The organism is Streptacidiphilus melanogenes (assembly GCF_000787835.1).
Lineage (GTDB): Bacteria > Actinomycetota > Actinomycetes > Streptomycetales > Streptomycetaceae > Streptacidiphilus > Streptacidiphilus melanogenes.
The window spans coordinates 1-26,060 of sequence record NZ_BBPP01000007.1 but is presented as its reverse complement, the minus strand read 5'-3'; the positions used below and the strand labels follow the sequence as shown (position 1 = coordinate 26,060).

The 26,060-nt window shown below is 72.6% G+C and carries 22 protein-coding genes; 9 read left to right on the top strand and 13 right to left on the bottom strand.

Annotation, left to right across the window (positions count from 1 at the left end):
- The 4 genes from TR49_RS09970 to TR49_RS09955 all read left to right on the top strand — a co-directional run.
- On the top strand, window positions 1-1,575 hold a 1,575-nt coding region (locus TR49_RS09970), incomplete at its 5' end, for a hypothetical protein (protein WP_042379711.1).
- Entirely contained in the window at window positions 1,565-2,527 is a 963-nt protein-coding gene (locus tag TR49_RS09965; protein ID WP_084724756.1) for an N-acetylmuramoyl-L-alanine amidase, read from the top strand. The genes TR49_RS09970 and TR49_RS09965, both read left to right, overlap by 11 nt.
- 75 nt (window positions 2,528-2,602) lie before the next feature.
- Window positions 2,603-3,700, top strand: a complete 1,098-nt coding sequence (locus TR49_RS09960) for a hypothetical protein (RefSeq protein ID WP_042379707.1) — start codon at window positions 2,603-2,605, stop codon at window positions 3,698-3,700.
- Window positions 3,701-3,770: 70 nt separating this feature from the next.
- Window positions 3,771-4,784, top strand: a complete 1,014-nt coding sequence (locus tag TR49_RS09955; protein ID WP_042379703.1) for an LLM class F420-dependent oxidoreductase — start codon at window positions 3,771-3,773, stop codon at window positions 4,782-4,784.
- A gap of 12 nt (window positions 4,785-4,796) precedes the next feature.
- On the opposite strand, the gene TR49_RS09950 is transcribed toward TR49_RS09955, so the two are convergent.
- The 4 genes from TR49_RS09950 to TR49_RS09935 all read right to left on the bottom strand — a co-directional run bounded on the left by TR49_RS09950 (window position 4,797) and on the right by TR49_RS09935 (window position 8,866).
- Entirely contained in the window at window positions 4,797-5,567 is a 771-nt protein-coding gene (locus TR49_RS09950; protein WP_084724753.1) for a maleylpyruvate isomerase N-terminal domain-containing protein, read from the bottom strand.
- 82 nt (window positions 5,568-5,649) lie between these two features.
- Window positions 5,650-6,702 (bottom strand): prenyltransferase/squalene oxidase repeat-containing protein, encoded by a 1,053-nt coding sequence (locus TR49_RS09945; RefSeq protein WP_084724752.1) that lies wholly within the window; start codon window positions 6,700-6,702, stop codon window positions 5,650-5,652.
- The gene (locus tag TR49_RS09940) at window positions 6,699-7,484 is read right to left on the bottom strand and encodes a class I SAM-dependent methyltransferase (RefSeq protein ID WP_042379700.1); all 786 of its coding nucleotides are present in this window, start codon (window positions 7,482-7,484) and stop codon (window positions 6,699-6,701) included. The genes TR49_RS09945 and TR49_RS09940 overlap by 4 nt, the downstream gene beginning before the upstream one ends.
- 53 nt (window positions 7,485-7,537) lie before the next feature.
- Window positions 7,538-8,866: a glycosyltransferase family 4 protein gene (locus TR49_RS09935; RefSeq protein WP_042379697.1), complete on the bottom strand. Its 1,329-nt coding sequence runs from the start codon at window positions 8,864-8,866 to the stop codon at window positions 7,538-7,540.
- A 240-nt stretch (window positions 8,867-9,106) separates the two neighbouring features.
- Here TR49_RS09935 and TR49_RS09930 point away from each other — a divergent pair, with 240 nt between their 5' ends.
- The gene (locus TR49_RS09930) at window positions 9,107-9,700 is read left to right on the top strand and encodes a TetR family transcriptional regulator (RefSeq protein WP_042379694.1); all 594 of its coding nucleotides are present in this window, start codon (window positions 9,107-9,109) and stop codon (window positions 9,698-9,700) included.
- Window positions 9,701-9,726: 26 nt separating this feature from the next.
- Here TR49_RS09930 and TR49_RS09925 read toward each other — a convergent pair whose 3' ends face one another.
- Together TR49_RS09925 and TR49_RS09920 are read right to left on the bottom strand one after the other, a co-directional pair.
- Window positions 9,727-9,954 (bottom strand): ferredoxin, encoded by a 228-nt coding sequence (locus tag TR49_RS09925; RefSeq protein ID WP_042379691.1) that lies wholly within the window; start codon window positions 9,952-9,954, stop codon window positions 9,727-9,729.
- Window positions 9,955-9,956: 2 nt separating this feature from the next.
- Window positions 9,957-11,429: an aldehyde dehydrogenase gene (locus TR49_RS09920; RefSeq protein WP_042379688.1), complete on the bottom strand. Its 1,473-nt coding sequence runs from the start codon at window positions 11,427-11,429 to the stop codon at window positions 9,957-9,959.
- Window positions 11,430-11,642: 213 nt separating this feature from the next.
- Here TR49_RS09920 and TR49_RS09915 point away from each other — a divergent pair, with 213 nt between their 5' ends.
- Together TR49_RS09915 and TR49_RS09910 are read left to right on the top strand one after the other, a co-directional pair.
- Complete coding sequence (locus tag TR49_RS09915; protein ID WP_042380121.1) at window positions 11,643-12,665, top strand: MBL fold metallo-hydrolase; 1,023 nt, start codon at window positions 11,643-11,645, stop codon at window positions 12,663-12,665.
- An 80-nt stretch (window positions 12,666-12,745) separates the two neighbouring features.
- Complete coding sequence (locus TR49_RS09910) at window positions 12,746-13,060, top strand: hypothetical protein (protein WP_042379686.1); 315 nt, start codon at window positions 12,746-12,748, stop codon at window positions 13,058-13,060.
- 3 nt (window positions 13,061-13,063) lie between these two features.
- Here the strand turns inward: TR49_RS09910 and TR49_RS09905 are convergent, their stop codons facing one another.
- The 7 genes from TR49_RS09905 to TR49_RS09875 all read right to left on the bottom strand — a co-directional run bounded on the left by TR49_RS09905 (window position 13,064) and on the right by TR49_RS09875 (window position 22,234).
- Window positions 13,064-13,624, bottom strand: a complete 561-nt coding sequence (locus tag TR49_RS09905; RefSeq protein WP_042379685.1) for a Uma2 family endonuclease — start codon at window positions 13,622-13,624, stop codon at window positions 13,064-13,066.
- Window positions 13,625-13,723: 99 nt separating this feature from the next.
- Entirely contained in the window at window positions 13,724-14,335 is a 612-nt protein-coding gene (locus TR49_RS09900) for a TetR/AcrR family transcriptional regulator (protein WP_042379683.1), read from the bottom strand.
- Window positions 14,336-14,407: 72 nt separating this feature from the next.
- Window positions 14,408-15,583, bottom strand: coding sequence for an acyl-CoA dehydrogenase family protein (locus TR49_RS09895; protein WP_042379682.1), 1,176 nt, complete (start codon window positions 15,581-15,583; stop codon window positions 14,408-14,410).
- Window positions 15,580-17,592 carry an acetyl/propionyl/methylcrotonyl-CoA carboxylase subunit alpha gene (locus TR49_RS09890; protein ID WP_042379679.1) on the bottom strand — a complete coding sequence of 671 codons (2,013 nt, stop codon included), beginning with the start codon at window positions 17,590-17,592 and terminating at the stop codon, window positions 15,580-15,582. Before TR49_RS09890 ends, TR49_RS09895 begins: the two co-directional genes overlap by 4 nt.
- Before the next feature lie 10 nt (window positions 17,593-17,602).
- Window positions 17,603-19,204, bottom strand: coding sequence for an acyl-CoA carboxylase subunit beta (locus tag TR49_RS09885; protein WP_042379676.1), 1,602 nt, complete (start codon window positions 19,202-19,204; stop codon window positions 17,603-17,605).
- Window positions 19,201-20,916, bottom strand: a complete 1,716-nt coding sequence (locus TR49_RS09880) for an acyclic terpene utilization AtuA family protein (RefSeq protein WP_084724751.1) — start codon at window positions 20,914-20,916, stop codon at window positions 19,201-19,203. Before TR49_RS09880 ends, TR49_RS09885 begins: the two co-directional genes overlap by 4 nt.
- 148 nt (window positions 20,917-21,064) lie before the next feature.
- Complete coding sequence (locus TR49_RS09875) at window positions 21,065-22,234, bottom strand: steroid 3-ketoacyl-CoA thiolase (protein ID WP_042379673.1); 1,170 nt, start codon at window positions 22,232-22,234, stop codon at window positions 21,065-21,067.
- A gap of 203 nt (window positions 22,235-22,437) precedes the next feature.
- Here TR49_RS09875 and TR49_RS09870 point away from each other — a divergent pair, with 203 nt between their 5' ends.
- Together TR49_RS09870 and TR49_RS09865 are read left to right on the top strand one after the other, a co-directional pair.
- Window positions 22,438-23,670, top strand: a complete 1,233-nt coding sequence (locus TR49_RS09870) for a cytochrome P450 (RefSeq protein ID WP_042379670.1) — start codon at window positions 22,438-22,440, stop codon at window positions 23,668-23,670.
- Window positions 23,671-23,752: 82 nt separating this feature from the next.
- On the top strand, window positions 23,753-25,780 hold the full coding sequence (locus tag TR49_RS09865; protein ID WP_042379667.1) for an MFS transporter: 2,028 nt from the start codon (window positions 23,753-23,755) through the stop codon (window positions 25,778-25,780).
- The last annotated feature ends 280 nt before the right edge of the window (window positions 25,781-26,060 follow it).

Here is a 26,060-nt window from a genome sequence, read left to right as displayed (position 1 = left end):
CGGCCACCGGCGGCGCGGGCGGCTGGGCCCGCGGGGGCGCGCCCCGCCGCCACCCCGCCGCAGGACCCGCGCGCGGGCCAGGCCGGTCCGCCCCGGCCGGGCGACGCGGAGGAGACGGCGGTCCTGCCGCCGGTCCCCGGCACGGTCCCGCCCCAGCCCACCCCGCAGGCCGGTGCCGACACCGAGGCGCCGGTGCCCACCCGGTTCGACCAGCCCGTGGCACGCCCCTACTTCGGCAGCGTGCCGGGCCGGACACCCGGCCCGGGCATGGACACCCGCCCCACCTCACCGGGCGGCCCACCTCCGTTCACGCCGGGCCAGGCCGGGGCGGAGGTGCCCACCGTCACCGCGCCCGGCGCGCAGCCGCCGCACGCCGCAGGATTCGGCACCCCGCCCGGCACGGCGCCCTTCGGGCCGCCCGGCGCCCGGCCGGGCCAGGCCGGCGCGGAAGCGCCGACCACGACCGCCACCGGCGCGCAGCCACAGGCAGCCGGCAGGTTCGGCACGCCGACCGGCGGCCCCTCCACCTTCGGGCAACCCGGCGTCCGGCCGACCGCGCCCCAGCCTGGCCAGACCGGAGCCGAGGTCCCCACCGTCACCGCCCGGGGCGCGCAGCCACCGCACGCCTCAGGATTCGGCACCCCGCCCTTCGGGCCGCCCGGCGCCCAGCCGGGCCAGGCCGGCGCGGAAGCGCCGCTGCGCGGTGACTCCTTCGGCGGCCCGGCTCCGTTCGCTCCGCCCGCCTTCACCCCGCCCAGCCAGGCGCCGGACTTCCAGGCACCGGACTTCCAGACTCCGGCGCAGGGCGCCGGCTACCCGCCGACCGGACCGGCGCCGTTCCAGCGGCCGGACTTCGGGAGCCCTCAGCCGCCGCCCGCGGCCTACCGCGGCGACGAGCCGCCGAAGCGGCTGTCGACCGGGGCACTGGTCGCGATCGTGATCGTGGTCGCCGCGCTGCTCGGTGTCGGCGCGGTGTGGGGGCTCGGCCTGGGGCGGTCGAGCGGCAGCGCCGGGCCGAAGGCCTCGCCCGTGGCGAGTGGTGGCGGCCCGTCCGGCTCCACCGGGAGCTCGGCGGCGCCGAGCGGCTCGCCCAGCGACGGGGCGTCCCCCTCCGCCTCCGGGAGTGCCGGAGCGAGCGCGCAGACGCAGGCCCAGGCCGTCGACAGCCTGCTGTCGCAGAGCAAGAGCGTGCGCCAGTCCATCGGCTCGGCCGCCACGGACGTGTCGGGCTGCACCAACCTGGCCGACGCGCAGGGCGCGTTCCAGAGCGCGGCGAACACCCGCCAGAGCCTGGCGAACCAGGCGAGCACCCTGAACGTCTCGCAGCTGCCGAACGGCGGGGCGCTCATGCAGCAGCTCGCGCAGGCCGAGCAGGACTCGGCCAACGCCGACAACGCCTACGCGACGTACGCGGGCTCGCTCGCCTCCGGCAGCTGCACTCCGAACGCCCCGCTCCCCCAGTCCGTGACGGCCGCCAACACCAAGGCCACGAATGACAAGAACGCCTTCGTGGTGGAATGGGACCAGATCGCCGGACAGTACGGACTGCCTTCGTGGACGAAAAATGACTTCTGACGACTTCGGGCCAAAGCGGCCGCATCGCACCAGGACCACCACGCTCGTGCTGGTCCTGGCCGCGCTGGTGCCCCTCTGCTTCGCCGGCTGGCTGGGCTGGCGGGCGATAGCCGGCGAGCCGGGCAAGGGATCGGGCAACCACCCCGCGGCCGCCGACGGATCGAGCCAGGAGGCCCTCCCGAGCGCGCACCCCTCCGGCACACCCGGCGGCAGCGCCTCCCCGTCCGGGTCCGCGTCGGCCACCGCACCGGGCTCGGGCTCCGCAGGGAAGCCGCTCGCGGGCAAGGTGATCGTGATCGACCCCGGGCACAACCCGAACAACGTCGACCACCCGAGCCAGATCAACAGCCTGGTGTTCGTCGGCAACAGCAGCAAGGCGTGCGACACCACGGGCGCCTCGACCAACGCCGGATACCCGGAGGCGCAGTTCACCCTCGACGTGTCGCGCCGGGTGCGCGCGCTGCTCCAGGCCGAGGGCGCCACCGTCGTGCTCACCCAGAACGGCGACACGCCGTGGGGTCCGTGCGTGACCCAGCGCGCGGAGATCGGCAACCGCGCCCACGCGGACGCGGCGATCTCCATCCACGCCGACGGGGCGGGTGCGACCGACCACGGCTTCCATGTGATCATGCCTCAGACGGTGATCGCCGGAGGTGTGAACAACAGCGCGATCGTCGCTCCGTCGCACACGCTGGGTCTGGACGTGCGGTCCGCCTTCGCCGCGGCGACGGGCGAGCCGTTCGCCAACTACATCAACGGCGGCGTGGGCTACGACATCCGCAGCGACCTGGGCGGGCTGAACCTGTCCACGGTGCCGAAGGTCTTCATCGAGTGCGCCAACATGCGCAACTCCGGTGACGCGGAGCGGCTGACCTCCGCCGCCTGGCGTCAGGAGGCGGCCCAGGGCATCGCCAACGGCCTCAGCCAGTTCGTCCTCCACGAGGGGAACTGATCCGGCTGGTACGGTCACAACCGGTCCCAGCGGTTCCGTGCGCCAACGGTCCACGACACACGAGAGGCTTAAGCGGTGAATCTGCGAACCGTCACCCGAGGGGACGCCGCACTGGCGGCTTCGGCGCTGCTGCTCCTCGTCTCCTCCTTCTTCACGTTCTTCCAAGCGGGCGCGGACGAGTGCACCGGGACGGCCTCCGCCTGCTCCACCAACGCGTGGAGCGCCTCGCTCTTCCCGCTGCTGCCCGGCGTCGTTCTGCTCGGCGTGATCGGTCCGGTCCTGGTGCTGCTGGGTCGGCTGCTGCCGCAGGAGCCGTCCGCGCTCGGCATCGGCCTGCGCCCCTGGGGCGTCGTGCTGACGGTGGCCGCGGCGTGGTCCGCGCTGTGGACGCTGTTCGGCGGCCCGACCGGTGACCTCTTCGGGCACCCCGAGGTCTCCTCGAGCCCGCAGCTCGGCGCGTTCCTGGCATTCGTGTTCTGCGCGGCCGACGTGGTGCTGGCGGTGGCCGGACCTGTCCTGCCGTTCCTCGCCGCGCCGCTGCTGCCGCAGTCCACGCCGCAGGCCCCGCCCTCCCCGTACGCGCCGCAGGGCGCCGAGGAGCAGCCGGGCGTGCCCGGTTTCGGCGCGCCGGTGGGCCAGCAGCAGTCGCACGTCGGCCACTTCCACCCGCAGCCGGTCCAGCAGTCCCAGCCGGGCCAGCCGTTCCAGGGTCCGGAGAAGCAGGCGACGACGCTGCCGCTGTCGACCCCGGCGGAGCAGTCGGCGGCCGGCGCGGCTGCCGGTGCGGGCCTGGGCTCGGGATCGGGTTCCAGGGAGGCCTCGGACGCCGCGACCGCGCGGCTGTCGCGCCACACCCCGCAGGACACCCCGCCCGGCGCGGCCTCGACGGTGCGTCTGGGCACGCCCTCCCCGCTGGCCGCGCAGTCACCTGCCGCACCGGCGGCCGCCGCCGAGCCGGAGAAGCCCGCGGCCGCCTTCGCGCCGTTCTGGTTCGCCGTCCCGGCCGCCCGGCCGCTCGCGCCCGAGAACGACCCGAAGGGCGCGCCGGTCGGCGAACTCGTCCCCGGCACCTGGTACCTGGCCATCGCCCAGCGCGGCGAGGCGCTGCTCGCGCGGACGCAGGAGGGCAAGAGCGGGCTGCTCGTCGACACAACGGGCATCCAGCGCGGCTGAGCGCGCTGTTGTCCCTTACGGACCCCCTCGCTAATCTGACACACCGTCAGCCAAGCGAGGGGGTTCCGTCATGCGGCTCGGTCTGGTCCTCGGATACTGGGGCGCGGCGCCGACCCCCGGTTTCGTCGAACTCGCCCAGGAGGCCGAGCGCCTCGGCTACGACTCGGTGTGGACCGCCGAGTCCTGGGGTTCGGACGTGTTCACCCCGCTGACCTGGATCGCCGCCCACACCAGGCGGATCCGCCTCGGCACCGGCATCGCGCAGATGGCCGCCCGCACCCCGACCGCCACCGCCATGCACGCGATGACGCTCGACCACCTCAGCGACGGACGGCTGCTGCTGGGCCTCGGCCTGTCCGGGCCGCAGGTGGTGGAGGGCTGGTACGGGCGCCCGTTTCCGCGCTCCCCGCTGACCGCCGTGCGCGAGTACGTGGACGTGATCCACCAGGCCCTGCGCCGCGAGAAGCCGGTCGCCCTGGAGGGCCGCTACCACCCGCTCCCGTATCCGGGCCCCGACGGCACCGGCCTCGGCAAGCCGCTCAAGCCGATCGTCCACCCGCTGCGCCCGGACATCCCGATCCTGCTGGGCGCCGAGGGCCCGAAGAACATCGCGCAGACCACGCGGATCGCCGACGGCTGGCTGCCGCTCTACTTCTCCCCCGAACGCTGGCGCGAGCTCTACGCCGAGCCACTGGCGGGCGCCCGGCCCGGTTTCATGGTCGCCCCGCTCGTCCACGCCCGCGTCTGCGCGGACGTGGACGAGGGGCTCGCGCCGATCCGGGCCATGCTCGGCTTCTACGTCGGCGGCATGGGCGCGCAGGCCCGCAACTTCCATGCCGACCTGATGGCCAGGATGGGCTACGAGGCCGAGGCGCGGCGCATCCAGGAGCTCTTCCTGGCCGGCCGCCGCGAGGAGGCCGTCGCCGCGGTCCCCGCGGCGTTCGCCGACGAGATCAGCCTGGTCGGCCCGCGTGAACGCATCGCCGACCGGCTGACGGCGTGGCGGGACACACCCGTCACCGACCTTCTGGTCACCTCACGCGATCCGGAGACGCTGCGGACGCTGGCCGAGCTGGTCCTGTAAACGCGGTCCGGGTCAGCCCAGCGAGAGCCCGGCCCGCCACAGCTGCGGCACCCGCTCCTCGCCGAACCGCTCCGGGCCCGCCTCGCCCTGCGGCAGACGGCCGTTGAGCCACAGCATCACGTCCCGCGCGCTGCCGCGCACGGCGGCGTCCGCCTTGGCGTGACCGTACTCGAGGGTGAACGCCTCGGCGGTGCGCCGCAGTTGCCACTCGCCGGGCACGTCGGTGCAGTGCAGGTGCAGGCTGTCGCCCTCGCCGGCGAGTCCGGACCGGCCCGCGAAGGCGCGGGCGTCGAAGTCCGACGCGTTGGTCAGCAGCTCGTCGACGTTGTCGGCGGCCAGCGCGGCGTCGGCCTCCGGCCGCGCACCGACGGTCAGTTCGGCGTCGATCCGGTGCACCAGGGACTCGTGCGCGATCCTCCGCGCCCACCAGCGTGTCCCGCCGCCGTGGGCCCAGCCCCACACCGCGAGGTCCGGTCCGGTCTCCCGGAGCAGGGCGACCGTGCGGTCCGCGCCCGCCTGCAGCCACGCGGCTTCGCCGCCCTCCGGCATCGCCGCGTCCGGCACCTCGCGGAACGGCACCCGCTCGGTCGCCTTGCGGGCGACGACCTCCCCGATCCAGCGGAACACCATGCCCTGGTGGAACAGCAGGTCCCGCATCAACCAGTCCGGACAGCTCGGCACGGGCGCGCTCATGTCGGCGCCCTGCGCGAGCTCGGCGGTCCGGCGCGCGTGCTCGGCGGCGTGGTCGAGGTACTGCTCGTGTGAAAGCCAGTCCATAGCCATGGGGCGGACGCTAGCACCCCGGAGTGCTCGGCTCGGCCGACTTGTGGCTCCTGTGCCGACCCGGGATGCTGCGGCGTCCCGCTCAGATGACCGCCGCGCAGCACTCCTCCGTCAGGCCCACGGGAAGCGGCTCGCCGCCGAAGACGGACACCGTCGCCTCGTCGCCGCCGAGGGCGGCCACGGCGAGCAGCAACGCGCCCGCGGTCCAGGTGGTGCGCTCCTCGGGCCAGATCGCGTCGTCCTCGAAGACGTAGCCCGTCCAGTAGCCGCCGTCGGTGTGGCGCAGGTGCTGGATGGACTTGAGGATCTCCACCGCGCGGGTGGACTCCCCGATCGCCCACAGCGCCAGCGCCAGCTCCGCGCTCTCGCCGCCGGTGACCCAGGGGCGGTCGGAGACGCAGCGGACGCCGAGGCCCGGGACGACGAAGCGGTCCCAGTCGCGCTCGATGCGCTCCTTCGCGGCGGCGCCGCGCAACGCGGTGCCGAGGACCGGGTAGTACCAGTCCATGGAGTAGCGGTCCTTGTCGAGGAAGCGCTCCGGGTGGTGCGCCACGGCGTGGCCGAGGCGGCCCGCGGCCAGCTCCCAGTCGGGCTGGGGTTCCTCCAGGTGCTCGGCGACGGCCAGGGCGCAGCGCAGCGCGTGGTGGATGCTGGAGCAGCCGGTGAGCAGGGCCTCGTCGGGGGCGGAGCCGTCCTCCTCGCGACGCCAGGAGACGGTCCCGTCCGCGCGGCCGAGCCCGAGCACGAAGGCGACGGCCCGGCTGACGGTGGGCCAGATCTCCTCCAGGAACGCGTCGTCGCCGGTGGAGAGGTAGTGGTGCCAGGCTCCGACGGCGACGTAGGCGCAGAAGTTGGACTCGCGGTTCAGTTCGCTCGCCACCCCCTCCCGGTAGGCCGCGTACCAGGAGCCGTCCGGGTTCTGACGGTCCATCAGCCATCGGTAGGCGGCCTCCGCGGCCGCGTGCTCGCCGGCCACGTCGAGGGCCATGGCGGCCTCGACGTGGTCCCAGGGGTCGAGGTGGCCGCCGGTGAACCACGGGATCGCGCCGTCGGCGCGCTGCTCGGCGAGGATGCTGCGGACGGTGGCCGCGGCCTGCTCGGCGGTGAGCACCCCGTCCAGGATCAGCGTCCTCACTCGCCCGCCCCGAACGCGGCGCCCTCGAAGGCCGCGCCTTCGAAGGAGGCGGCCTCGCCGGTGCGCGGCTTGGTCGCGTAGGCGACGAAGCTCTTGCCGATGACGGGGTTGAGCGCCTTCTCGGTCAGGCGGGTGAGCTTGCCGATGACGGGCGCTCCGACGATGTCCCAGACCAGGAGCTGATGGTACGCGCGGACCGGCAGCGCCTTGTCGTTGTCGACGCCGACCGCGCACTTGATCCACCAGTACGGCGAGTGCAGCGCGTGGGCGTGGTGGGTGCCGTGCGGGACGAGACCGGCCTCGCTCATCTTCTCCAGCAGCTCGTCGCCGCGGTAGATGCGGATGTGGCCGCCCTCGACCTCGTGGTAGGCGTCCGAGAGCGCCCAGCAGATCTGCTCGGGCAGCCAGCGCGGGACGGTGATGGCGATCGAGCCGCCGGGCCGCAGGACGCGGACCATCTCCGCGAGCACGCCCTTGTCGTCCGGGATGTGCTCCATCACCTCGGAGATGATGATCTTGTCGAAACTGTCGTCCGGGAACGGCAGGTTGAGCGCGTCGCCCTCGACCGCGATCGCGGAGGCGCCGGCCGGGGCCTCGCCCTCCAGCTCCATCGCGGCGAACCACTTGCGCACCTCGCGGATCTCGTCCGCGTTCTGGTCCAGGGCGACCACGCGGCCACCGCGCCGGTACACCTCGAAGGCGTGGCGTCCGCCGCCGCAGCCGAGGTCGAGCACCCGGTCGCCGGGGGCGATCGGAAAGCGGGAGAAGTCGACGGTCAGCACGGCCGGGGGCTCCTAACGATGACGGGCTCGAAGAGAAAGGAGAGGAAGGGCGGTCAGACGTAGCGCCAGCCGCGGCCCGCGCGGGCGTGCCGCCCGACGCCGGTGGCGATCGCCTCGCGGTAGCGCTCGACGGTGAGCTCGGCGGCGCGGCGCCAGGTGAAGCGGTCCAGCACCCGGGCCCGGCCCGCCGCACCGATGCGGGCGCGCAGTTCGGGCTCGTCCAGCAGCCGGCCGAGCGCTGCGGCCAGCGCTCCGGGGTCGCCCGGCGGGACGGCCAGGCAGGTCTCCCCGTCCGGGCCGGCGACCTCCGGGATCGCCCCGCCGGTCGTGGCCACGAGCGGGGTGCCGGTGGCCATCGCCTCGGCGGCCGGAAGCGAGAACCCCTCGTAGAGCGACGGGACGCAGGCGACCTCGGCGCTGCGGACCAGGTCCACGAAGGCGGCGTCGTCGATGCCGCCGCGGAACTCGACGGCATCCTCCAGCCCGAGCCGCCTGATCGCCTCCGCGACCGGTCCACCCTGGGGCCGCCTGCCGACCACGACGAGGTGCGCGTCGCGCTCGGTGCGGACCTTGGCGAGCGCCTCGACCAGGAACACCAGGCCCTTGAGCGGCACGTTGGCGCTGGAGGTGGTGACGATCCGGCCCGGCACCTCGGCGACGGACGGGTCCGGCGACCACAGCTCCACGTCCGCGCCGATCGGCACGACGTGGACGCGGCCGGGGGCGACGTCGAGGTGTTCGACGATCTCGCGGGCGGAGCTCTCGGAGACGGTCAGCACGGAGTCGAGCCGGGCGGCCACGCGGCGCTGCATCCGCGTGAACGCGTACCAGCGGCGAACGGAGAGCTTCCGCAGGCGGCCCTCGGCCGCGTCCAGGTCCAGCTTGCGGTCCACGGTGATCGGGTGGTGGATCGTGGTGACCAGCGGGAAGCCGATCCGGTCCAGGCCGAGCAGGCCGTAGCCGAGGGTCTGGTTGTCGTGCACGACGTCGTAGCGGCCGCGGTGCAGGGCCAGGTGACGCCGGGCGCGGAGGCTGAAGGTGAGCGGCTCGGGGAAGCCGCCGGTGCGCATGATCGCGGTCTCCAGCACGTCGACCGGCCCGCGGTACTCCGACAGCCCCGGCGTCCGGAACGGGTCCGGATCGCGGTAGAGGTCGAGGCTGGCGATCTCGGTGAAGGCGAGCCTGCCCGGGCCGTCCGGATCGACGGCGTGGTGGTCGAGGACGGGGTACGGCTGGCCGCCGAGCACGCGCACGTCGTGCCCGAGCCGGGCGAGTTCGCGCGACAGGTGTCTGACGTAGACACCCTGCCCGCCGCAGAACGGGTTGCCCTTGTACGAGAGCAGCGCGATACGCAGAGGCGCGTCGTCGTGGCTCACGGTCAACTCGACCCCTCTCCTGGGTCTCTTGCTGGTCTCCCGATCCGCTTCCCGGTTGGCGCGCGGCCTCCCGGGGCAGTCCCGGCCAGGGTAATCTAGAACACGTTCCAGCGTGGCGGCAGCGAGAGAGCTTGAAGATTACCGGTCCGTAGCTTGACGAAATCGGCCGGGGCGGGTGATTCGCGCCACGCCCGCGCTGTACGCCATCATGCGTGAGGTCCAGTGGCAGGCACGTAGGAGCACCCGATGACGACCAGCCCGCGCCCGGCAGCGCCACCGCTCACGGAGCGACAGGAGGCGCGTCGACGCCGCATCCTGCACACCGCCGCGCAGCTGGCGTCCCGCGGCGGCTTCGAGGCGGTCCAGATGCGCGAGGTCGCGGAGCTGGCGGGCGTCGCCCTCGGGACCCTCTACCGGTACTTCCCCTCCAAGGTGCATCTGCTGGTCGCGACGATGCAGGACCAGCTGCAGATCTTCCAGGAGCAGACCCGCAAGCACCCCGTCGAGGGCGAGGACCCCGGCGCGCGGGTGGCCGACACCCTGATGCGCACCTTCCGCGGCCTTCAGCGCGAGCCACAGCTCGCGGAGGCGATGGTCCGCGCCCTCACCTTCGCCGACCGCTCGGTGAGCGCCGAGGTCGACCAGGTCAGCCGGATCACCGGGCAACTCATCCTCGACGCCATGGGCCTGACGGAACCCCCGACCCGCGAGCAGCTGGCCGCGGTCCGGGTCATCGAGCACACCTGGCACTCGGCCCTGGTCACCTGGCTCTCCGGCCGCGCCTCGATCGCCCAGGTCCGCATCGACCTCGAAACGGCCTGCAAGCTGCTGACGCTGTAGTTGCAGCCACCAGGGGCGGGACGTCCCTAGTCGGGAAAGACTGGATCCCCGGACTCCGCCATCTGGATCAGGATCGCCTCCACCGGGCACGTCTCCGCCGCAGCCAGAACCACCTCGGACGCGTCAATCTCGTCCTCGACCGGGTGGGACTGCCGGGCGGCGTCCAGCTTGAAGGCGTCCGGCGCGTTGCTCGCGCAGAAGCCGCTGCTGATGCAGACGCCCCGGTCGACCTCCACTCGCCAGCGGTCGCCCATGCTCACTCACCCTCCGGGACGGGGTAGCCCTGGGGGAGGTTGATGGTCTTGTCCTCCAGGAAGCCGGCCAGGCCCTCGGGGCCGAACTCGCGGCCCAGCCCGGAGTTCTTGAAGCCGCCGAAGGGGCCGTTGAAGTCGAGGCTGAAGCTGTTGACCGAGAAGGTGCCGGTGCGCACCTGCCGGGCCACGTCGACGCCGTGGGCGGCGTCGCCCGCCCAGACGCTGCCGGAGAGGCCGTACTCGGAGTCGTTGGCGATCCGGATCGCGTCCGCCTCGTCGTCGTAGGGCAGCAGGCAGACCACGGGGCCGAAGATCTCCTCGCGCGCGACGCGCATCCGGTTGTCGACGGACCCGAGCAGCGTCGGTTCGACGTACCAGCCGCGAGGCTGGGACGCGGGGACGCCGCCGCCGGCGAGGACCTTCGCGCCCTCCTCCTGGCCGATGCGGATGTAGTCGAGGTTGCGCTGCTGCTGGCGCCGGGCGACCAGCGGACCGACCTGGGTGGCGCCGTCCAGCGGATCGCCGACCACGAGGGACCCGACGGCGGCGGCCATCCTGTCGGCGATCTCGTCGTAGCGCGAGCGCGGCGCGAGGACGCGGGTCAGGGCGACGCAGGCCTGACCGTTGTTCATGTAGGAGGAACCCATGAGGTTGGCGACGGCCGCGTCCAGGTCCGCGTCGGGGAGCAGGATGGCGGCGGACTTGCCGCCGAGCTCCAGCGTGACGCGGGTCAGGTTGCGGGAGGCGACCTCCATGATCCGCTTGCCGGCCGGAACCGAGCCGGTGAAGGAGATCTTGTCGATGCCGGGGTGGCCGACCAGGTACTCGCTGACCTCGCGGTCGGCCGGGAGGATGCTGAGAACGCCCTCGGGCAGCCCGGCCTCGGTGGCGATCTCGGCGAGGACGTAGGAGTCGAGCGGCGTCTCCGGCGAGGGCTTGAGCACGACGGTGCAGCCGGCCAGCAGCGCGGGAGCGAGCTTCGCGGCCGCGACGAACTGCGGGACGTTCCACGGGACCACGGCCGCGACCACGCCGACGGGCTCACGCCGGACCAGGATCGGGCTGAGGACGCCGCTGCGGTACTCCTCGTAGCGGAAGTTCCTCGCGATCGTGATCGCCGAGTCCCAGATCATCACCGGCCCGAAGGCCTGGGCCAGGATGCTCCACGAGTACGGGGAGCCGTTCTCGGAGCTGATCACGCGGGCGATCTCGTCCGCGCGGGCGGCGATGCCGTCCTTGATCCGGGTGCAGACCTCGATCCGCTCCTCGATGCTCATCCGCGGCCACGGCCCCTCGTCGAAGGCCTTGCGCGCGACGGCGACGGCGCGGTCCACGTCCTCGCGGGAGGCGTGCGGCACGCGCCCGATGACCTCCTCCGTGTGCGGGGAGATCACCTCGATCACCTCGGCGCCGGCCGGCGCCACGAGCGATCCGCCGATGTAGAGCTCGCCGTACTCGGTCACGCCGTCGACCATCGGTCTCTCCTCCCGAACCGGTCTCCCGTCCCCCTGCATGAGAACTGATACCAGTTCTAGTTATAGGCGGCAATGGCCATGCAGTACGCTGCCGCGACAGGTGCATTGCGCAAAGAACGCGTTGCAGTTCCGAGGAGGCAGCCCGTGGCCGTGCCCGTGTCCGCACCGGACCCGCAGGACGAGCAGCCCGACCGGGAGGCGTGGCGTGACCGCGTGCTTCCGCCCGTCCAGGACCTCGGCGGCGGTGTGTGGAGCATCCCCGTGCCGATCCCGGACAACCCCCTGCGCTACACCCTCGTCCACCTGCTGGAAAGTGACCGCGGACCGGTCCTCGTGGACACCGGCTGGGACGACCCGACCGGCCGCGAGCAGTTGCGCGCCGGCGTCGCCGCGGCGGGTTTCGCCCTGGAGGACGTCCACGGCGTCCTGATCACCCATCACCATCCCGACCATCACGGGCTCTCGGCGCACGTCCAGGCCGCCTCGGGCGCCTGGGTCGGCATGCACGCGGCCGAAGCGGCGGTCGTGCGGGCGATCCGGGACGTCCCCGCGGAGAGGTGGATCGACCGGATGGCCCGCTCGATGCGCGCGGCAGGCCTCCCCGAGGAGCACCTCGCCGCGCTGCGCTCCTGGGGCGGCGACTCCGAGGCCGGCCCCGCCACGCTCGGCGCACTCGTCCCCGACCGCGAACTCGTCCACGGCGAGAGCGCCGGCGTCCCCGGCCGCGCACTGCGCGTCATGTGGACGCCCGGCCACACCCCCGGCCACGTCTGCCTGTTCCTCGACGAGAAGCCACGGACCCGGCTGCTGAGCGGCGACCACCTGCTGCCGACCATCAGCCCTGTGGTGTCGCTGTATCCGGAGAACCCCCAGGACGAACCGACCGATCCGCTGGGCGACTTCCTCGACTCCCTGGAGCGCATCGCCGCACTCGGACCGGAGGAGATCCTACCCGCGCACCAGTACCGCTTCACGGACGCACCGGGCCGGGTACGGGAGTTGCTGGACCACCACGCGGCGCGCCTCGCGGACCTGCACAGACAGCTGCGCGCCAGACCCATGACGCTGTGGGAGGCCGCCCAGGGCATGCACTGGAACCGCCCCTGGGCCGAACTCGGCTTCCTGGCCCGCCATCTCGCCGTCTCGGAGGCGGCGGCACATCTGCGCCGACTCGTGAAGACAGGCCTGGCGGAGGCCGTCACCGACGAGGAGCCCGTGCTCTACCACGCACGCTGACCCGGACGACCACGTGCGGGAGCGGTCCCCGGAACAGGTTAGGGTGTGTGTACAGTTGATCATCGAAAGGGCTTTTTGCCATGCTTTCCGCCATCCGTCGACCCGCCGCGCAGGTGGCCGTCGTGGCGCTCTGCGCGTCCGCTCTCCTGGGCGTCACCGCCCCCGCGTTCGCCGACGCGCCCCACTCGGCCTCGACGTCCACGGTCGCGCTCCCGAACATGGTCGTGGGGCAGGAGGGCGGCAACGCGCCCTCACCCGCCCCGAGCACCACTCCGGCGCCCAAGAAGGGCAGCAACGAGACGAAGATCGTCGGCTTCGTCGCGCTGGTGGTCGCGGGCGTCGGCGGCGGCCTCTTCATCAGCTGGACCCGCGCCCGCCGTCGCCGGCAGTCCTGACCGTCAGAGGAAGTCGGAGGTTTCCAGCGCGAACCCGAACGGTTCGGGCAGCGGCAACGACTCCCCGAACGCGACCGTCGTGCCGTGCAGGTAGTCGTCACCCGAGGGCCCGCTGTAAAGGACCACCTGGCCCTCGGTCCGATCGACGATCAGGTAGAGCGGGATGGCTGCTTGCGCATAGCAGTGGCGCTTCACCGTGCGGTCGTCGGACGGCCGGGTGCTGGTGACCTCGACCACCATCGCGACGCCGTCGCTCGCCATCCACGGTGGCGCTCCGCGAAAGAGACGCAGCTCTCGGGGCGCGAACGTGATGTCGGGAATCACGTGGTTCTTCGGACTGCCCGGCAGCTTCAGTCCGGTGTTCCCAGACTGCTGCATCGAGACCAACGCACGGCGATACACCTGATGCGTGATGAGCTCGATGATGTCCTGGTGATCTCCGTCCGGCGGAGGTGACACCAAGATCCTCCCCTCGATGAGCTCGGCCCGGAAACCCCTTGGGGTCTCCAGAGCGAGAAAGCTCTCCAGGAGGTCGGACTCCGCAGGAATCGCCTCTTGCGTCATAGCACTCATGGTGCACCCCCTCCGCGTTCGGGACCAGCTTCACGGAGCGTCGGCGAGGCACGCCAGAGAGTCAGGACGCCTTCACCCGAACGAGTCGGATCACAGCTGCGTGTCGAGGATGCGCGCCCACTGGCGCACGATGCGTTCCCGCCGCTCGCTGTCGTCGCTGAGGACGTCGGCGAGGCCGAGGCCGCGGGCCATGTCGAGGGTGGCCTGGACCGTCTCCCGGACGCCGGGGCGGGACTCGTCCGCGCCGAGGAGGGTGACGGCGGTGCGGTGGGTCTCACGGCCGATGCGGGACTCGAGTTCGGTGACCCGGGGACGGAGCTGGTCGTCGGTGCTGACCGCCACCCACAGCTGCAGGGCGGCGCGGAACAGCGGGGTGGTGTAGAGGCCGACGAGCATCCGGACGACGGCCTCGTTGCGGCGCGGGCCGGAGGCCGGGAGCGCCGCGGCGCGGGCGTCGAGTTCCGCGCGGCGCTGGACCGCGACGTGTTCGACCGCCGCGGTGAAGAGGTCCTCGCGGGTCGGGAAGTGGTGCTGGGCGGCGCCCCGGGAGACGCCGGCCCTCTCCGCGACGACGGCGACGGTGCTGCCGGACCAGCCCGCCTCGGCCAGGCAGTCGACGGCCGCCTCCAGGAGCCGCTGGCGGGTGGCTCTGCTGCGGTCCTGCTTGGGGGCTCGCGCGGAGGCGGCGGTTGCTGTCGACACGGTGTTTCCTTTCCGTGAGGAACTCTACGTCGCCCCCGCGGGCACCAGCGGATCCGTCCACCGGGACGGGACTCAGTAGGACTTGGGCAGCCCCAGGGTGTGCTGGGCGACGAAGTTGAGGATCATCTCGCGGCTGACTGGCGCGATCCGGCCGACCCTGACGCCCGCGATCAGCGAGGCGAGGCCGTACTCGGACGCCAGTCCGTTGCCGCCGAGCGTCTGCACGGCCTGGTCGACGGCCCGCACGGCCGCCTCCGCCGCCGCGTACTTGGCCATGTTCGCGGCCTCGCCCGCGCCCAAGTCGTCGCCCGCGTCGTAGAGGAACGCGGCCTTCTGGGTCATCAGCCGGGCCAGCTCCAGCTCGATGCGGACCTGGGCCAGCGGGTGGGAGATGCCCTGGTGCGCGCCGATCGGGTCCTTCCAGACCGTGCGCTCCTTGGCGTAGTCGACGGCGCGGTCGAGCGCGAGGCGGGCCATGCCGGCCGAGTAGGCCGCGGCCATGATGCGCTCGGGGTTGAGGCCCGCGAACAGCTGCAGCAGGCCCGCGTCCTCGTCGCCGACCAGGGCGTCGGCGGGGAGCCGCACCTCGTCCAGGAAGAGCTGGAACTGCCGCTCGGGCAGGTGCAGTTCCATCTCGATCGGCTGGTACTCGAAGCCCGGGGTCTCCCGGGGGACGATGAACAGGGCCGGCTTCAGCTTGCCGGTCTTCGCGTCCTCGGTACGGCCCACGACGAGGGTGGCGTCCGCCGCGTCGACGCCCGAGATGAAGACCTTCTGGCCGCTCAGGACCCAGTCGGAACCGTCGCGGCGCGCGGTGGTGGTGATCCGGTGCGAGTTGGAGCCGGCGTCGGGCTCGGTGATGCCGAAGGCCATCCGGCGGGTGCCGTCGGCGAAGCCGGGCAGCCACTCCTGCTTCTGCGCGTCGGTGCCGAAGCGGGCGAGGATGCTGCCGCAGATCGCCGGGGTGACCACCAGCATCAGCAGCGGGCAGCCGGCCGTGCCGAGCTCCTCCAGGACGATGGCCAGCTCCTGGATGCCGGCACCGCCGCCCCCGTACGCCTCCGGCAGGTTGACGCCGAGGAAGCCCAGCTTGCCCGCCTCGCGCCACAGTTCGTCGGCGGGGCGGTGCTCCTTTCCGCAGGCGATCAGATAGTCGAGGCCGTAACGGCTGCCCAACGCCCGCACGGCGGCGCGCAGGTCGCGGCGTTCCTCGGATTCGACGAAGGTGCTCTCGTACGTCGCGGTCATGGCTGCGAGGTCCCCTCCTGGTTCGCTGACGACTCGGTGGACTCGCCGATGACGGCGAGGAGCGCGCCGGTGTCGACCTGCTGGCCGACGGCCGCGCGAAGTTCGGTGACCACGCCGTCGGTCGGCGCGGTGATGCGGTGCTGCATCTTCATCGCCTCCAGCCACAGCAGCGGCTGACCGGCCGTCACCACATCGCCCACAGCCGCCTCGACCCGGGCGACCGTGCCCGGCATGGGCGCCAGCAGCGACCCCGCGGCCGTCTCCCGCTCCGGCTCGGGGAAGCGCGGCAGAACCGTCAACGCGAGCGCGCCGAGCGGGGAGTCGACGTGGACGAGCGGCGCGCCCCCACGGGCGTCGTACCGGGCGAGGTCGAACGTCCGCCGCACGCCCTCGACTTCGAGGACGACGCGGTCCGGTGCGGCGGCCACCAGCGCCACGTCGGGGTGGCTCTCGGCGCACAGGCCGTCACGGGTGAGGCGGTAGCGAACCTCGTGCTCGACGCCGTCGTGGGCGTACCGCTTGACCTGCGGGTGCGCCGGGACGTTGCGCCAACCGCCGCCGATCAGCGTCCGGTTGGCGGCGGCGTCGCCGAGGGCCGCGGCCAGTGCGGCGAGTGCGACGGCTTCCTTCTCGGGGGCGCCCTCGCCGGGGTGCCGGGTCAGGAAGGCGGTGTCGACGCGTCCGGCCAGGAACTCGGGATGGCGCAGCACCCGGACGAGCAGGTCGCGGTTGGTGGTCAGGCCGTGGACGCGGGCGCGTTCCAGCGCACCCGCGAGGCGGCGGGCGGCCTCGGCGCGGGTGGGCGCCCAGGCGATGACCTTGGCCAGCATGGCGTCGTAGTGGACGCCGACCCCGCTGCCGGCCAGGGCGCCCGCGTCGAGGCGCAGCCCGGCCTGCTCGCCCGCGCGCGGCGGGGAGAACTCGGCGGTGACGCCCGGGATGTCGAGGCGCTCGACGGTGCCGGTCTGCGGCTGCCAGTCGCGGGCCGGGTCCTCCGCGTAGAGGCGGACCTCGATCGCGTGGCCGCGCGGTGCGGGCGGCTCCGCCGAGGGCAGCGATCCACCCTCGGCGACGAGGAGTTGGAGCGCAACGAGGTCCAGTCCGGTGACGCACTCGGTGACGGGGTGCTCGACCTGGAGGCGGGTGTTCATCTCCAGGAAGAAGAACCGGCCGTCGGGCGCGAGCAGGAACTCGGCGGTCCCGGCGCCGACGTAGCCGATCGCCCGGGCTGCCGCCCGGGCGGCCTCGTGCAGGCGGGCCCGGGCGTCGTCGGCGAGCAGCGGCGCGGGAGCCTCCTCGACGACCTTCTGGTGCCGCCGCTGGATCGAGCAGTCGCGTTCGCCTACCGCCCAGACGATGCCGTGCGCGTCGGCGAGCAGTTGCACCTCGACATGGCGGCCGGTCTCGACGTAGGGCTCGACGAAGACCTCGTCGCTGCCGAAGGCGGCCAGCGCCTCCTGCCGGGCCGTCGCCAGCTCGGCGTCCAGCTGTGCGAGTTCGCGCACCACGCGCATGCCGCGTCCGCCGCCGCCCGCAGCGGCCTTGACCAGCAGCGGCAGGTCCCCGTGGGTCGGCTCGCCCGCGACGGTGAGCACCGGCACGCCTGCGTCGGCCATCAGCTCCTTGGCGCGCGTCTTGACGCCCATCGCGGCGATGGCGCTCGGCGGCGGGCCGATCCAGACGAGTCCGGCGTCGAGCACGGCCTGCGCGAACTCGGCGTTCTCGGACAGGAATCCGTAGCCCGGGTGGACGGCGTCCGCGCCCGCGGCGCGGGCCGCCGCGATGACGAGGTCGCCGCGCAGGTAGGTGTCGGCGGGCGCGGCTCCCGGCAGGCGCACGGCGGCGTCGGCCTCGCGCACGAACGGCGCGTCCGCGTCCGGGTCGGCGAAGACGGCGACGGCGGCGACGCCGAGTTCGCGGCAGGTGCGGAAGACCCGCCGGGCGATCTCGCCGCGGTTGGCCACCAGCACGGATCCGATCACGGTCTTGGCTCCAAGGTCAGTGGTCATGGCCGTCCCCTCACATCCGGAAGATTCCGTAGCCGCGCGCGCCCTCGACCGGCGCGGAGTGGATCGCGGAGAGGCTGAGGCCCAGCACGGTGCGGGTGTCGCGCGGGTCGATCACGCCGTCGTCGTAGAGGCGGCCGGAGAGGAACATCGGCAGCGACTCGGCCTCGATCTGCTGCTCCACCATCGCCCGCAGACCGGCGTCCGCCTCCTCGTCGTAGGCCTGGCCGCGCGCCTGCGCGGAGGCGCGGGCGACGATCGAGAGCACCCCGGCGAGCTGCTGCGGGCCCATGACGGCCGACTTGGCGCTGGGCCAGGCGAAGAGGAAGCGCGGGTCGTAGGCCCGGCCGCACATCCCGTAGTGGCCCGCGCCGTAGGACGCGCCGACGAGCAGGGACAGGTGCGGGACCTTGGAGTTGGAGACCGCGTTGATCATCATCGCCCCGTGCTTGATGATGCCGCCCTGCTCGTACTCCTTGCCGACCATGTAGCCGGTGGTGTTGTGCAGGAAGAGCAGCGGGATGTCGCGCTGGTTGGCCCACTGGATGAACTGGGCCGCCTTCTGCGCCTCCTGGCTGAACAGGACGCCCTGCGCGTTGGCGAGGATGCCGACGGGGTAGCCGTGGATCCGCGCCCAGCCCGTCACCAGGCTCGGCCCGTACAGCGGCTTGACCTCGTCGAACTCCGAGCCGTCCACGACGCGGGCGATGACCTCGCGCGGGTCGAAGGGCTGCCGCAGGTCGGCGGGGACGACGCCGAGCAGCTCCTCCTCGTCGTACTTCGGCGGCTCGACCGGGCCGGCCGCCGGTCCCGGGCCCTGCTTGCGCCACTCCAGGCGGGCGACGATGCGGCGGGCCCGGTGGAGCGCGTCGACCTCGTCGGCGGCGAAGTGGTCGGCGAGGCCGGAGACGCGGGCGTGCATCCGGGCGCCGCCGAGGGACTCGTCGTCGCTCTCCTCCCCCGTCGCCATCTTCACCAGCGGCGGTCCGCCGAGGAAGACCTTGGACCGCTCGTCGATCATCACGACGTGGTCGGACATGCCGGGGACGTAGGCGCCTCCGGCGGTGGAGTTGCCGAAGACGACGGCGACGGTCGGGATGCCGGCGGCGGAGAGCCGGGTCAGGTCGCGGAACATGGCGCCGCCGGGGATGAAGATCTCCTTCTGGCTGGGCAGGTCCGCACCGCCCGACTCGACCAGGCTGACCAGCGGCAGCCGGTTCTCGAGCGCGATCTGGTGGCAGCGCAGCGCCTTCTTCAGCGTCCACGGGTTGCTGGCGCCGCCGCGCACGGTCGGGTCGTTCGCGGTGATCAGGCACTCCGTGCCGGAGATCCGCCCGATGCCGGTCACCAGGCCCGCCCCGACGGGGTACTCGCTGCCCCAGGCGGCGAGGGTGGACAGCTCCAGGAACGGCGTGTCCGGGTCGATCAGCAGCTCGATCCGCTCGCGCGCCAGCAGCTTGCCGCGGGCGCGGTGGCGGTCCACGTATTTGGGACCGCCGCCCGCCACCGCCTTGGCGTGCTCGGCGTCCAGCTCCGCCAGCTTGGCGAGCATGGCCTCGCGCCGCTCGGCGAACTCGGCGCCGCGCGGGTCGACGTCGGTGGTCAGGACGGTCACAGCAGTGCCTCCGGGATGTCGAGATGGCGGGAGCGCAGCCACTCCCCGAGCGCCTTGGCCTGCGGGTCGAACCGGGCCCGGGAGGCCACGCCGTCGCCGAGGATCCCCTCGACGGTGAAGTTGAGCGCGCGCAGGTTCGGCAGGACGGTCCGGGTGACGACCAACTCGGCTGCCTCGGGCAGGAGTTCCTTGAGGCGGGCCACGGTGAGGGTGTGCGCCAGCCAGCGCCAGCCGTCCTCGGAGCGGGCCCAGAGGCCGATGTTGGCGCTGCCGCCCTTGTCGCCGCTGCGCGCTCCGACGACGGCGCCCAGTGGCGCGCGCCGGACCGCCCCGAGCCCGGTCGCGTCGAGCGGTTCCGGGAGTCCGGGCTCGGGCACCGGCTCCAGCGCTCGGCCGGCGGGCGCGGGCCCGATCTCGACGCGGCGGCCGTCCGGGAGCAGCGCCGTGTGCCGGACCTCGGCGGGGTCGGCCGTCAGCGCCTCGAAGATGCCGTAGGGGCTGGGCTTCTGGGGCAGCCCCGCGACGTGGAAGCCGGGATACCCGGCGAGTGCCGACTCCACCGGAACGGTCGCGGTGGCGTGGCGGACCAGCTTCGGATCCTGGTCGCGCACGACGAGGCGAAGCAGCGCGCTGGCCTCCTCCTCGCTCGCCGCGTCGGCGTGGTCGGTGCGGGCCAGCGTCCAGTGGAGCTCGGCGGGTTGCTTCTCCCCGAGCTCAGCCGCGAGCTGATCCTTCATCAGTTCGGCCTTGGCGTCGATGTCCAGACCGGTGAGGACGAACACGGTCTCGCCGAGCCAGCCGCCGAGCCGGTTCACGCCCACCTTGAGCGTCGGCGGCGGCGCCTCGCCGCGCACCCCGCTCATCCGGACGCGGTCCGGACCGTCCGGCTCGAGGCGGACGGTGTCCAGGCGGGTGGTGACGTCGGGGCCCGGGTAGCGGGCGGGCCCGGTCTCGTAGAGGAGTTGGGCGGTGACCGTCTCCACCGTGACCGCGCCGCCGGTGCCGGAGTGCTTGGTGACGACGGCGCTGCCGTCGGCGTGGATCTCGGCGAGCGGGAAGCCGGGGCGCAGCCGCGCGGCGGGGCGCAGCTCGTGGAAGAAGGAGTAGTTGCCGCCGGTCGCCTGCGTCCCGCACTCCAGCACGTGCCCGACGGCGACGGCCCCGGCCAGCCGGTCCCAGTCGTCCCGCGCCCACCCGAAGTGCGCGGCGGCTGCCCCGCTGACCAGGGCGGCGTCGGTGACGCGTCCGGTGACGACCACGTCCGCCCCGGCGTCCAGGCAGGCGCTGATGCCCCACCCGCCCAGGTACGCGTTGGCCGCGAGCACACCGGCCCGCGTCGCCTGGACGGCGGCGAGCACGTCGTCCCCTTCGACCTGCGCGATCCGTGCCTGCCCGAGCCCCAGCGTCGCGGCCAGCTCCCGCAGCTTCTCGGCCAGCCCGGCGGGGTTGAGCCCGCCCGCGTTGACGACGATCCGCACCCCGCGGTCGAGCGCGAGCCCGAGGCACTCCTCCATCTGCCGCAGGAACGTCCTGGCGTATCCGAGGGCCGGATCGCCGATCCGGTCACGGCCGAGGATCAGCATGGTCAGCTCGGCGAGATAGTCCCCGGTCAGCACGTCCAACGGGCCGCCGGTCAGCATCTCCCGCACGGCGTCGAACCGGTCCCCGTAGAACCCGGACGCGTTCCCGACCCGCAGGATCGATTCGGACACCTCTGCCCCTTCCGGCAAGCCCACCCGACGCGATGCGCCCAGCCTGGCAGCAGCCCCAGAAACAATCAAGCATGCTTGCTTGATTTATTGCGCGAAGCAAGGGCGCGGTCCGCGACCGCGCCCCTCCTCGCCCGACTACGGGCCCGCCTCAGATCCGCTGGATGATCGTGCCCGTCGCCAGCGCGCCGCCCGCGCACATCGTGATGAGGGCGAACTCCTTGCCGCTGCGCTCCAGTTCGTGCAGGGCGGTGGTGATCAGGCGGGCGCCGGTGGAGCCGACCGGGTGGCCGAGGGCGATCGCGCCGCCGTTGACGTTGACCTTCTCCATGTCGGCCTTCATCACCTGCGCCCAGGACAGCACCACCGAGGCGAAGGCCTCGTTGATCTCGACGATGTCGATGTCCTTCAGCGACATCCCCGCCTTGCCCAGCACCGCCCGGGTCGCGTCGATCGGGCCGTCGAGGTGGTAGTGCGGGTCGGAGCCCACCAGCGCCTGGGCGACGATGCGGGCGCGCGGGGTGAGGCCGAGAGCGCGGGCGGCGCGGCGGGAGGCCCACATGACGGCGGCGGCACCGTCGGAGATCTGGGAGGAGTTGCCAGCGGTGTGGACCGCGGTCGGCATCACCGGCTTCAGGCCGGCCAGCGCCTCGGCCGAGGTGTCCCGCAGGCCCTCGTCGCGGTCGAAAAGGCGCCACATGCCCTGGCCCGCGTGCTGCTCGGCCTCCGTGGTCGGCACCTGCACGGCGTAGGTCTCGCGCTTGAACCGCTCCTCCGCCCACGCCTGCTGGGCGCGCTGCTGGGAGACGAGGCCGAGGTGGTCCACGTCCGCGCGGGTCAGTCCGCGCCGCCGGGCGATCCGCTCGGCGGCCTCGAACTGGTTGGGCAGGTCGACGTTCCACTCCTCGGGGAACGGACGGCCGTGGCCGCCCGCGGAGCCCGCGCCCAGCGGGACGCGGGACATGGACTCCACGCCGCAGGCCACGCCCACGTCGATCGCGCCCGCCGCGACCATGTTGTGGACCATGTGGTTGGCCTGCTGCGAGGAGCCGCACTGGCAGTCGACGGTGGTGGCGGGGACCTCGTAGGGCAGGCCCATGGCCAGCCACGCGTTGCGGGCGGGGTTCATGGACTGCTCGCCGGCGTGGGTCACCGTGCCGCTGACGACCTGCTCCACCACGTCCGGTTGGACGGCGGTGCGGGCCAGCAGTTCACGGAAGGTCTCGCCGAGCAGGTAGGCGGGATGCAGATTGGCCAGCGCGCCGCCCCGCTTGCCGATGGGGGTGCGCACTGCCTCGACGATGACGGGCTCAGCGGCCATGAGCGGTCCCTCCCGAGTGGCCCATAACTGATACTCGTTCTAGTTCTGCGGACCTTTGTATGCGTCCGCAGACCCCCCGCGCAAGGCCCTTGCATCCACTAGAACGTGTTACTACCGTCGAGTGAAAATCTGACGCCTCGTCAGGGCTACTCAGAGTTCCATCAGCGCCAGCCCAGCCCCAGGAGCCCCTCAGGAGGCCCGTGATGTCCTGTCCGGCCCTGCCCCACGGATTCGACCCGACCGATCCGGAGCTCAACCTGCAGCGCGTGCCGCTTCCGGAGTTCGCCACGATGCGCCGCACCGCGCCCGCCTGCTGGATACCCCAGGCCCACGGGACGACCGGCTTCGACGACGGCGGCTACTGGGCGGTCACCCGGCACGCGGACGTCCGCGAGGTCTCCACCCACCCCGAGACCTTCTCCTCGCACACCAACACCGCGATCATCCGGTTCCACCCCTCGATCGACCCGTCCGGCATCGACGGCCAGAAGCTGATCATGCTGAACATGGACCCTCCGGAGCACACCAGACTCCGCTCCATCGTCCAGCGCGGCTTCACCCCGCGTGCCATCCACGCGCTCCAGGACACCCTGCGCGACCGCGCCGAGCGGATCGTCCACGCGGCGGCCAAGGAGGGCACCGGCGACTTCGTCACCGACGTCGCCTGCGAACTGCCGCTGCAGGCCATCGCCGAACTGATCGGCATCCCGCAGAGCGACCGCAGCAAGATCTTCCACTGGACCAACACCATGGTCGGCTACGAGGACCCCGAGCTGGCGCTCAGCCAGGAGACGGGGATGCAGTCGGCGATCGAGCTGATGAGCTACGCCATGGGCATGGCCGAGGAGCGGAAGGCCTGCCCGGCCGAGGACATCGTCACCAAGCTGGTCAACGCCTCCGGGCAGGGCAACCTCAGCAGCGACGAGTTCGGCTTCTTCGTCCTGGTGCTGGCGGTGGCCGGCAACGAGACCACCCGCAACGCCACCAGCCACGGCATGCACGCGATGCTGACGCACCCCGAGCAGTGGGAGCTCTACAAGCAGCGCCGCCCCCAGACGGCGGCCGACGAGATCGTCCGCTGGGCCACGCCCGTCATCTCCTTCCAGCGCACCGCGACGCACGACGTCGAACTGGGCGGCGCGGAGATCAGGGCCGGCCAGCGCGTGGGCATCTTCTACGCCTCCGCCAACAACGACGAGGACGTCTTCGACCACCCCGACCGCTTCGACATCCTCCGTGACCCCAACCCCCACCTCGGCTTCGGCGGCGGCGGCCCCCACTTCTGCCTCGGCGCGAACCTCGCCCGCCTCGAGATCGACCTCATCTTCAACGCCATCGCCGACGCCATGCCGGGCATCCACCTCCGCGGCGAACCCAAGCGCCTGCGCTCCCCGTGGCTGAACGGCATCAAGCAGTTGGAGGTCGCGTACGCATGAGCCGCGTGGGCGCGGGCGGGGTGGCTCACTCGTTCGGACTCGCCGGGACGCCTGAGGGGCAGGTGCGGGGTTTGCTGGGGGCATGGCCCAGCAGCAGGCGGTTGACGCGCGTTCTGAGGAGCAGCCTCCCGTGCCGGAGAGCGCGGGCCGGGTGCGGCTGGTGTTCCTGGGCGTCATGCTCGGCATGTTCCTCGCGGCGCTGGACCAGACGATCGTGTCCACCGCGCTGCCGACGATCGTCGGCGACCTCGGCGGGGCCAACCACCTGTCGTGGGTGGTCACCGCGTACATGCTGGCCGCCACCGCGACGACCCCGCTGTGGGGCAAGCTCGGCGACCTCTTCGGGCGCAAGCACGTCTTCCTGATCTGCATCGTCATCTTCCTGATCGGCTCTGCCCTGTGCGGCCAGTCGCGGAACATGACCGAGCTGATCGGCTTCCGCGCGCTCCAGGGCCTGGGCGGCGGCGGGCTGATGGTGCTGGCGATGGCGGTCATCGCCGATGTCGTGCCGCCGCGCGAGCGCGGGCGGTACCAGGGCGTGATCGGCGCCGTCTTCGGGGTCTCCTCGGTCGTCGGCCCGCTGCTGGGCGGCTTCCTGGTGGACAACCTCAACTGGCGCTGGGTCTTCTACGTCAACCTGCCGGTCGGCGCCGTCGCACTCGCCGTCATCGCGACCGCGCTGCACGCCAAGAGCCCGGAGACCCGACCGAAGATCGACTACCTCGGCACCCTGCTGCTGGCCGCGGCCTCCACCTGCCTGGTGCTGATCGCCAGCCTCGGCGGGACGACGTGGCAGTGGAACTCGGCCGAGGTCTGGGGCTGCGCGATCGGCGCCGTGCTGCTGATCGCCGGTTTCGTCTTCTGGGAGCAGCGCGCCCCGGAGCCCGTCCTGCCGCTGCGGCTGTTCCGCAACCGGATCTTCACGGTCTGCTCCGGGATGGGCTTCATCATCGGCCTGTGCATGTTCGGGGCGCTGTCCTACATCCCGCTCTACATGCAGGTGGTCAACGGCAACTCGCCGACCGAGTCCGGGCTTCGGCTGCTGCCGCTGATGGCGGGCGTGCTGATCACCTCGATCGGCACCGGCCAGCTGATCTCCCGCACCGGCAAGTACAAGATCTACCCGATCATCGGCACCGCGCTGACCAGTCTCGGACTGGTGCTGCTGGCACAGGTCGACGAGAAGACCAGCGCCACCGTCATGGGCTTCTACATGCTGATCCTCGGCCTCGGGCTGGGCCTGGTGATGCAGGTACTGATCATCGCGGTGCAGAACTCGACCGACTTCGCGGACCTGGGCACGGCCACCTCCGGCGTCACCTACTTCCGGTCCATCGGCGGCTCGTTCGGCGCGTCGATCTTCGGCACGGTGCTGAACAACCAACTGAAGTCGAAGATCACCGCAGCCGAGAAGGACGGGACGCTGTCGCCGCGGTTCCCGACGCAGCAGGTGCTGGCCGACCCGACCAGCGTGCACAGGGCGCCACCGGCGCTGAAACCGCTGCTGGACCCGTTCCTGCACATCTTCGCGGTCTCGCTGCAGACGGTCTATCTGGTCGCGGCCGGGATCGCGGTGCTGGCCTTCGTCCTGTCGCTGTTCCTGCGCGAGGTCCCGCTGCGCACGGCCACACGCACGAACCAGGTCGAGGGGGCCGGGCCGCCCGCCTTCCGCAGTTCCGCGGAGGAGATCGAGGGCATGATCACCCGGCTGTCCAGCCGCCAGAACATCTGGGAGCGCTACGGTCGCGCCATCGACCGCAGCGGCGTCGACATCTCGATCCCGCAGGCATACGGCCTCTTCCGGCTCCACCACGCGGGGCCGATCACCGAGGGCGAGATCTGCCGACGGCTGAAGGTCACCCCGGTCGAGATCCGCCCGAAGCTGGACGCAATGGTCGCTTCCGGACGCGTCCAGCGGGACGCGCAGGGCGTGCTGACGCTGACTCCGGCGGGCAGGGACGTCATCGACCGGCTGTCCGAGGCGCGGCTTGAGCAGCTGAGCGAGAAGCTGGAGGGCTACTCCCCCGAGCAGCACGCCGAACTGCTGGCCATGTTGCGCACGTTGGCCGACGACTCGCTCGAAGCACCGGGCCGGGTGTTCACCGACTGACGGTCGCCTGCTCGCCCCGTCGCACGGATGCTGCATAATCGCCCCGATCGACGCACGAGTCGATCGAGCGACAGCGTTCGCGCAGGCGACCCGAGCAGGGGGAATGATGGCGTTTCCGCCAGGTGACGGGGACGGCAGAGCCGTCGGAGGCGGCCACTTCGGCGGCGACGGCGACATCGGCGACGACGAGACCACGGTCCTGCCGCCGGTCGACGGCGACCCGGCCCTGGTCCGCCCCTACGTGCGCGTCACCGGGCAGGAGGACCCCGCAGGACAGGGG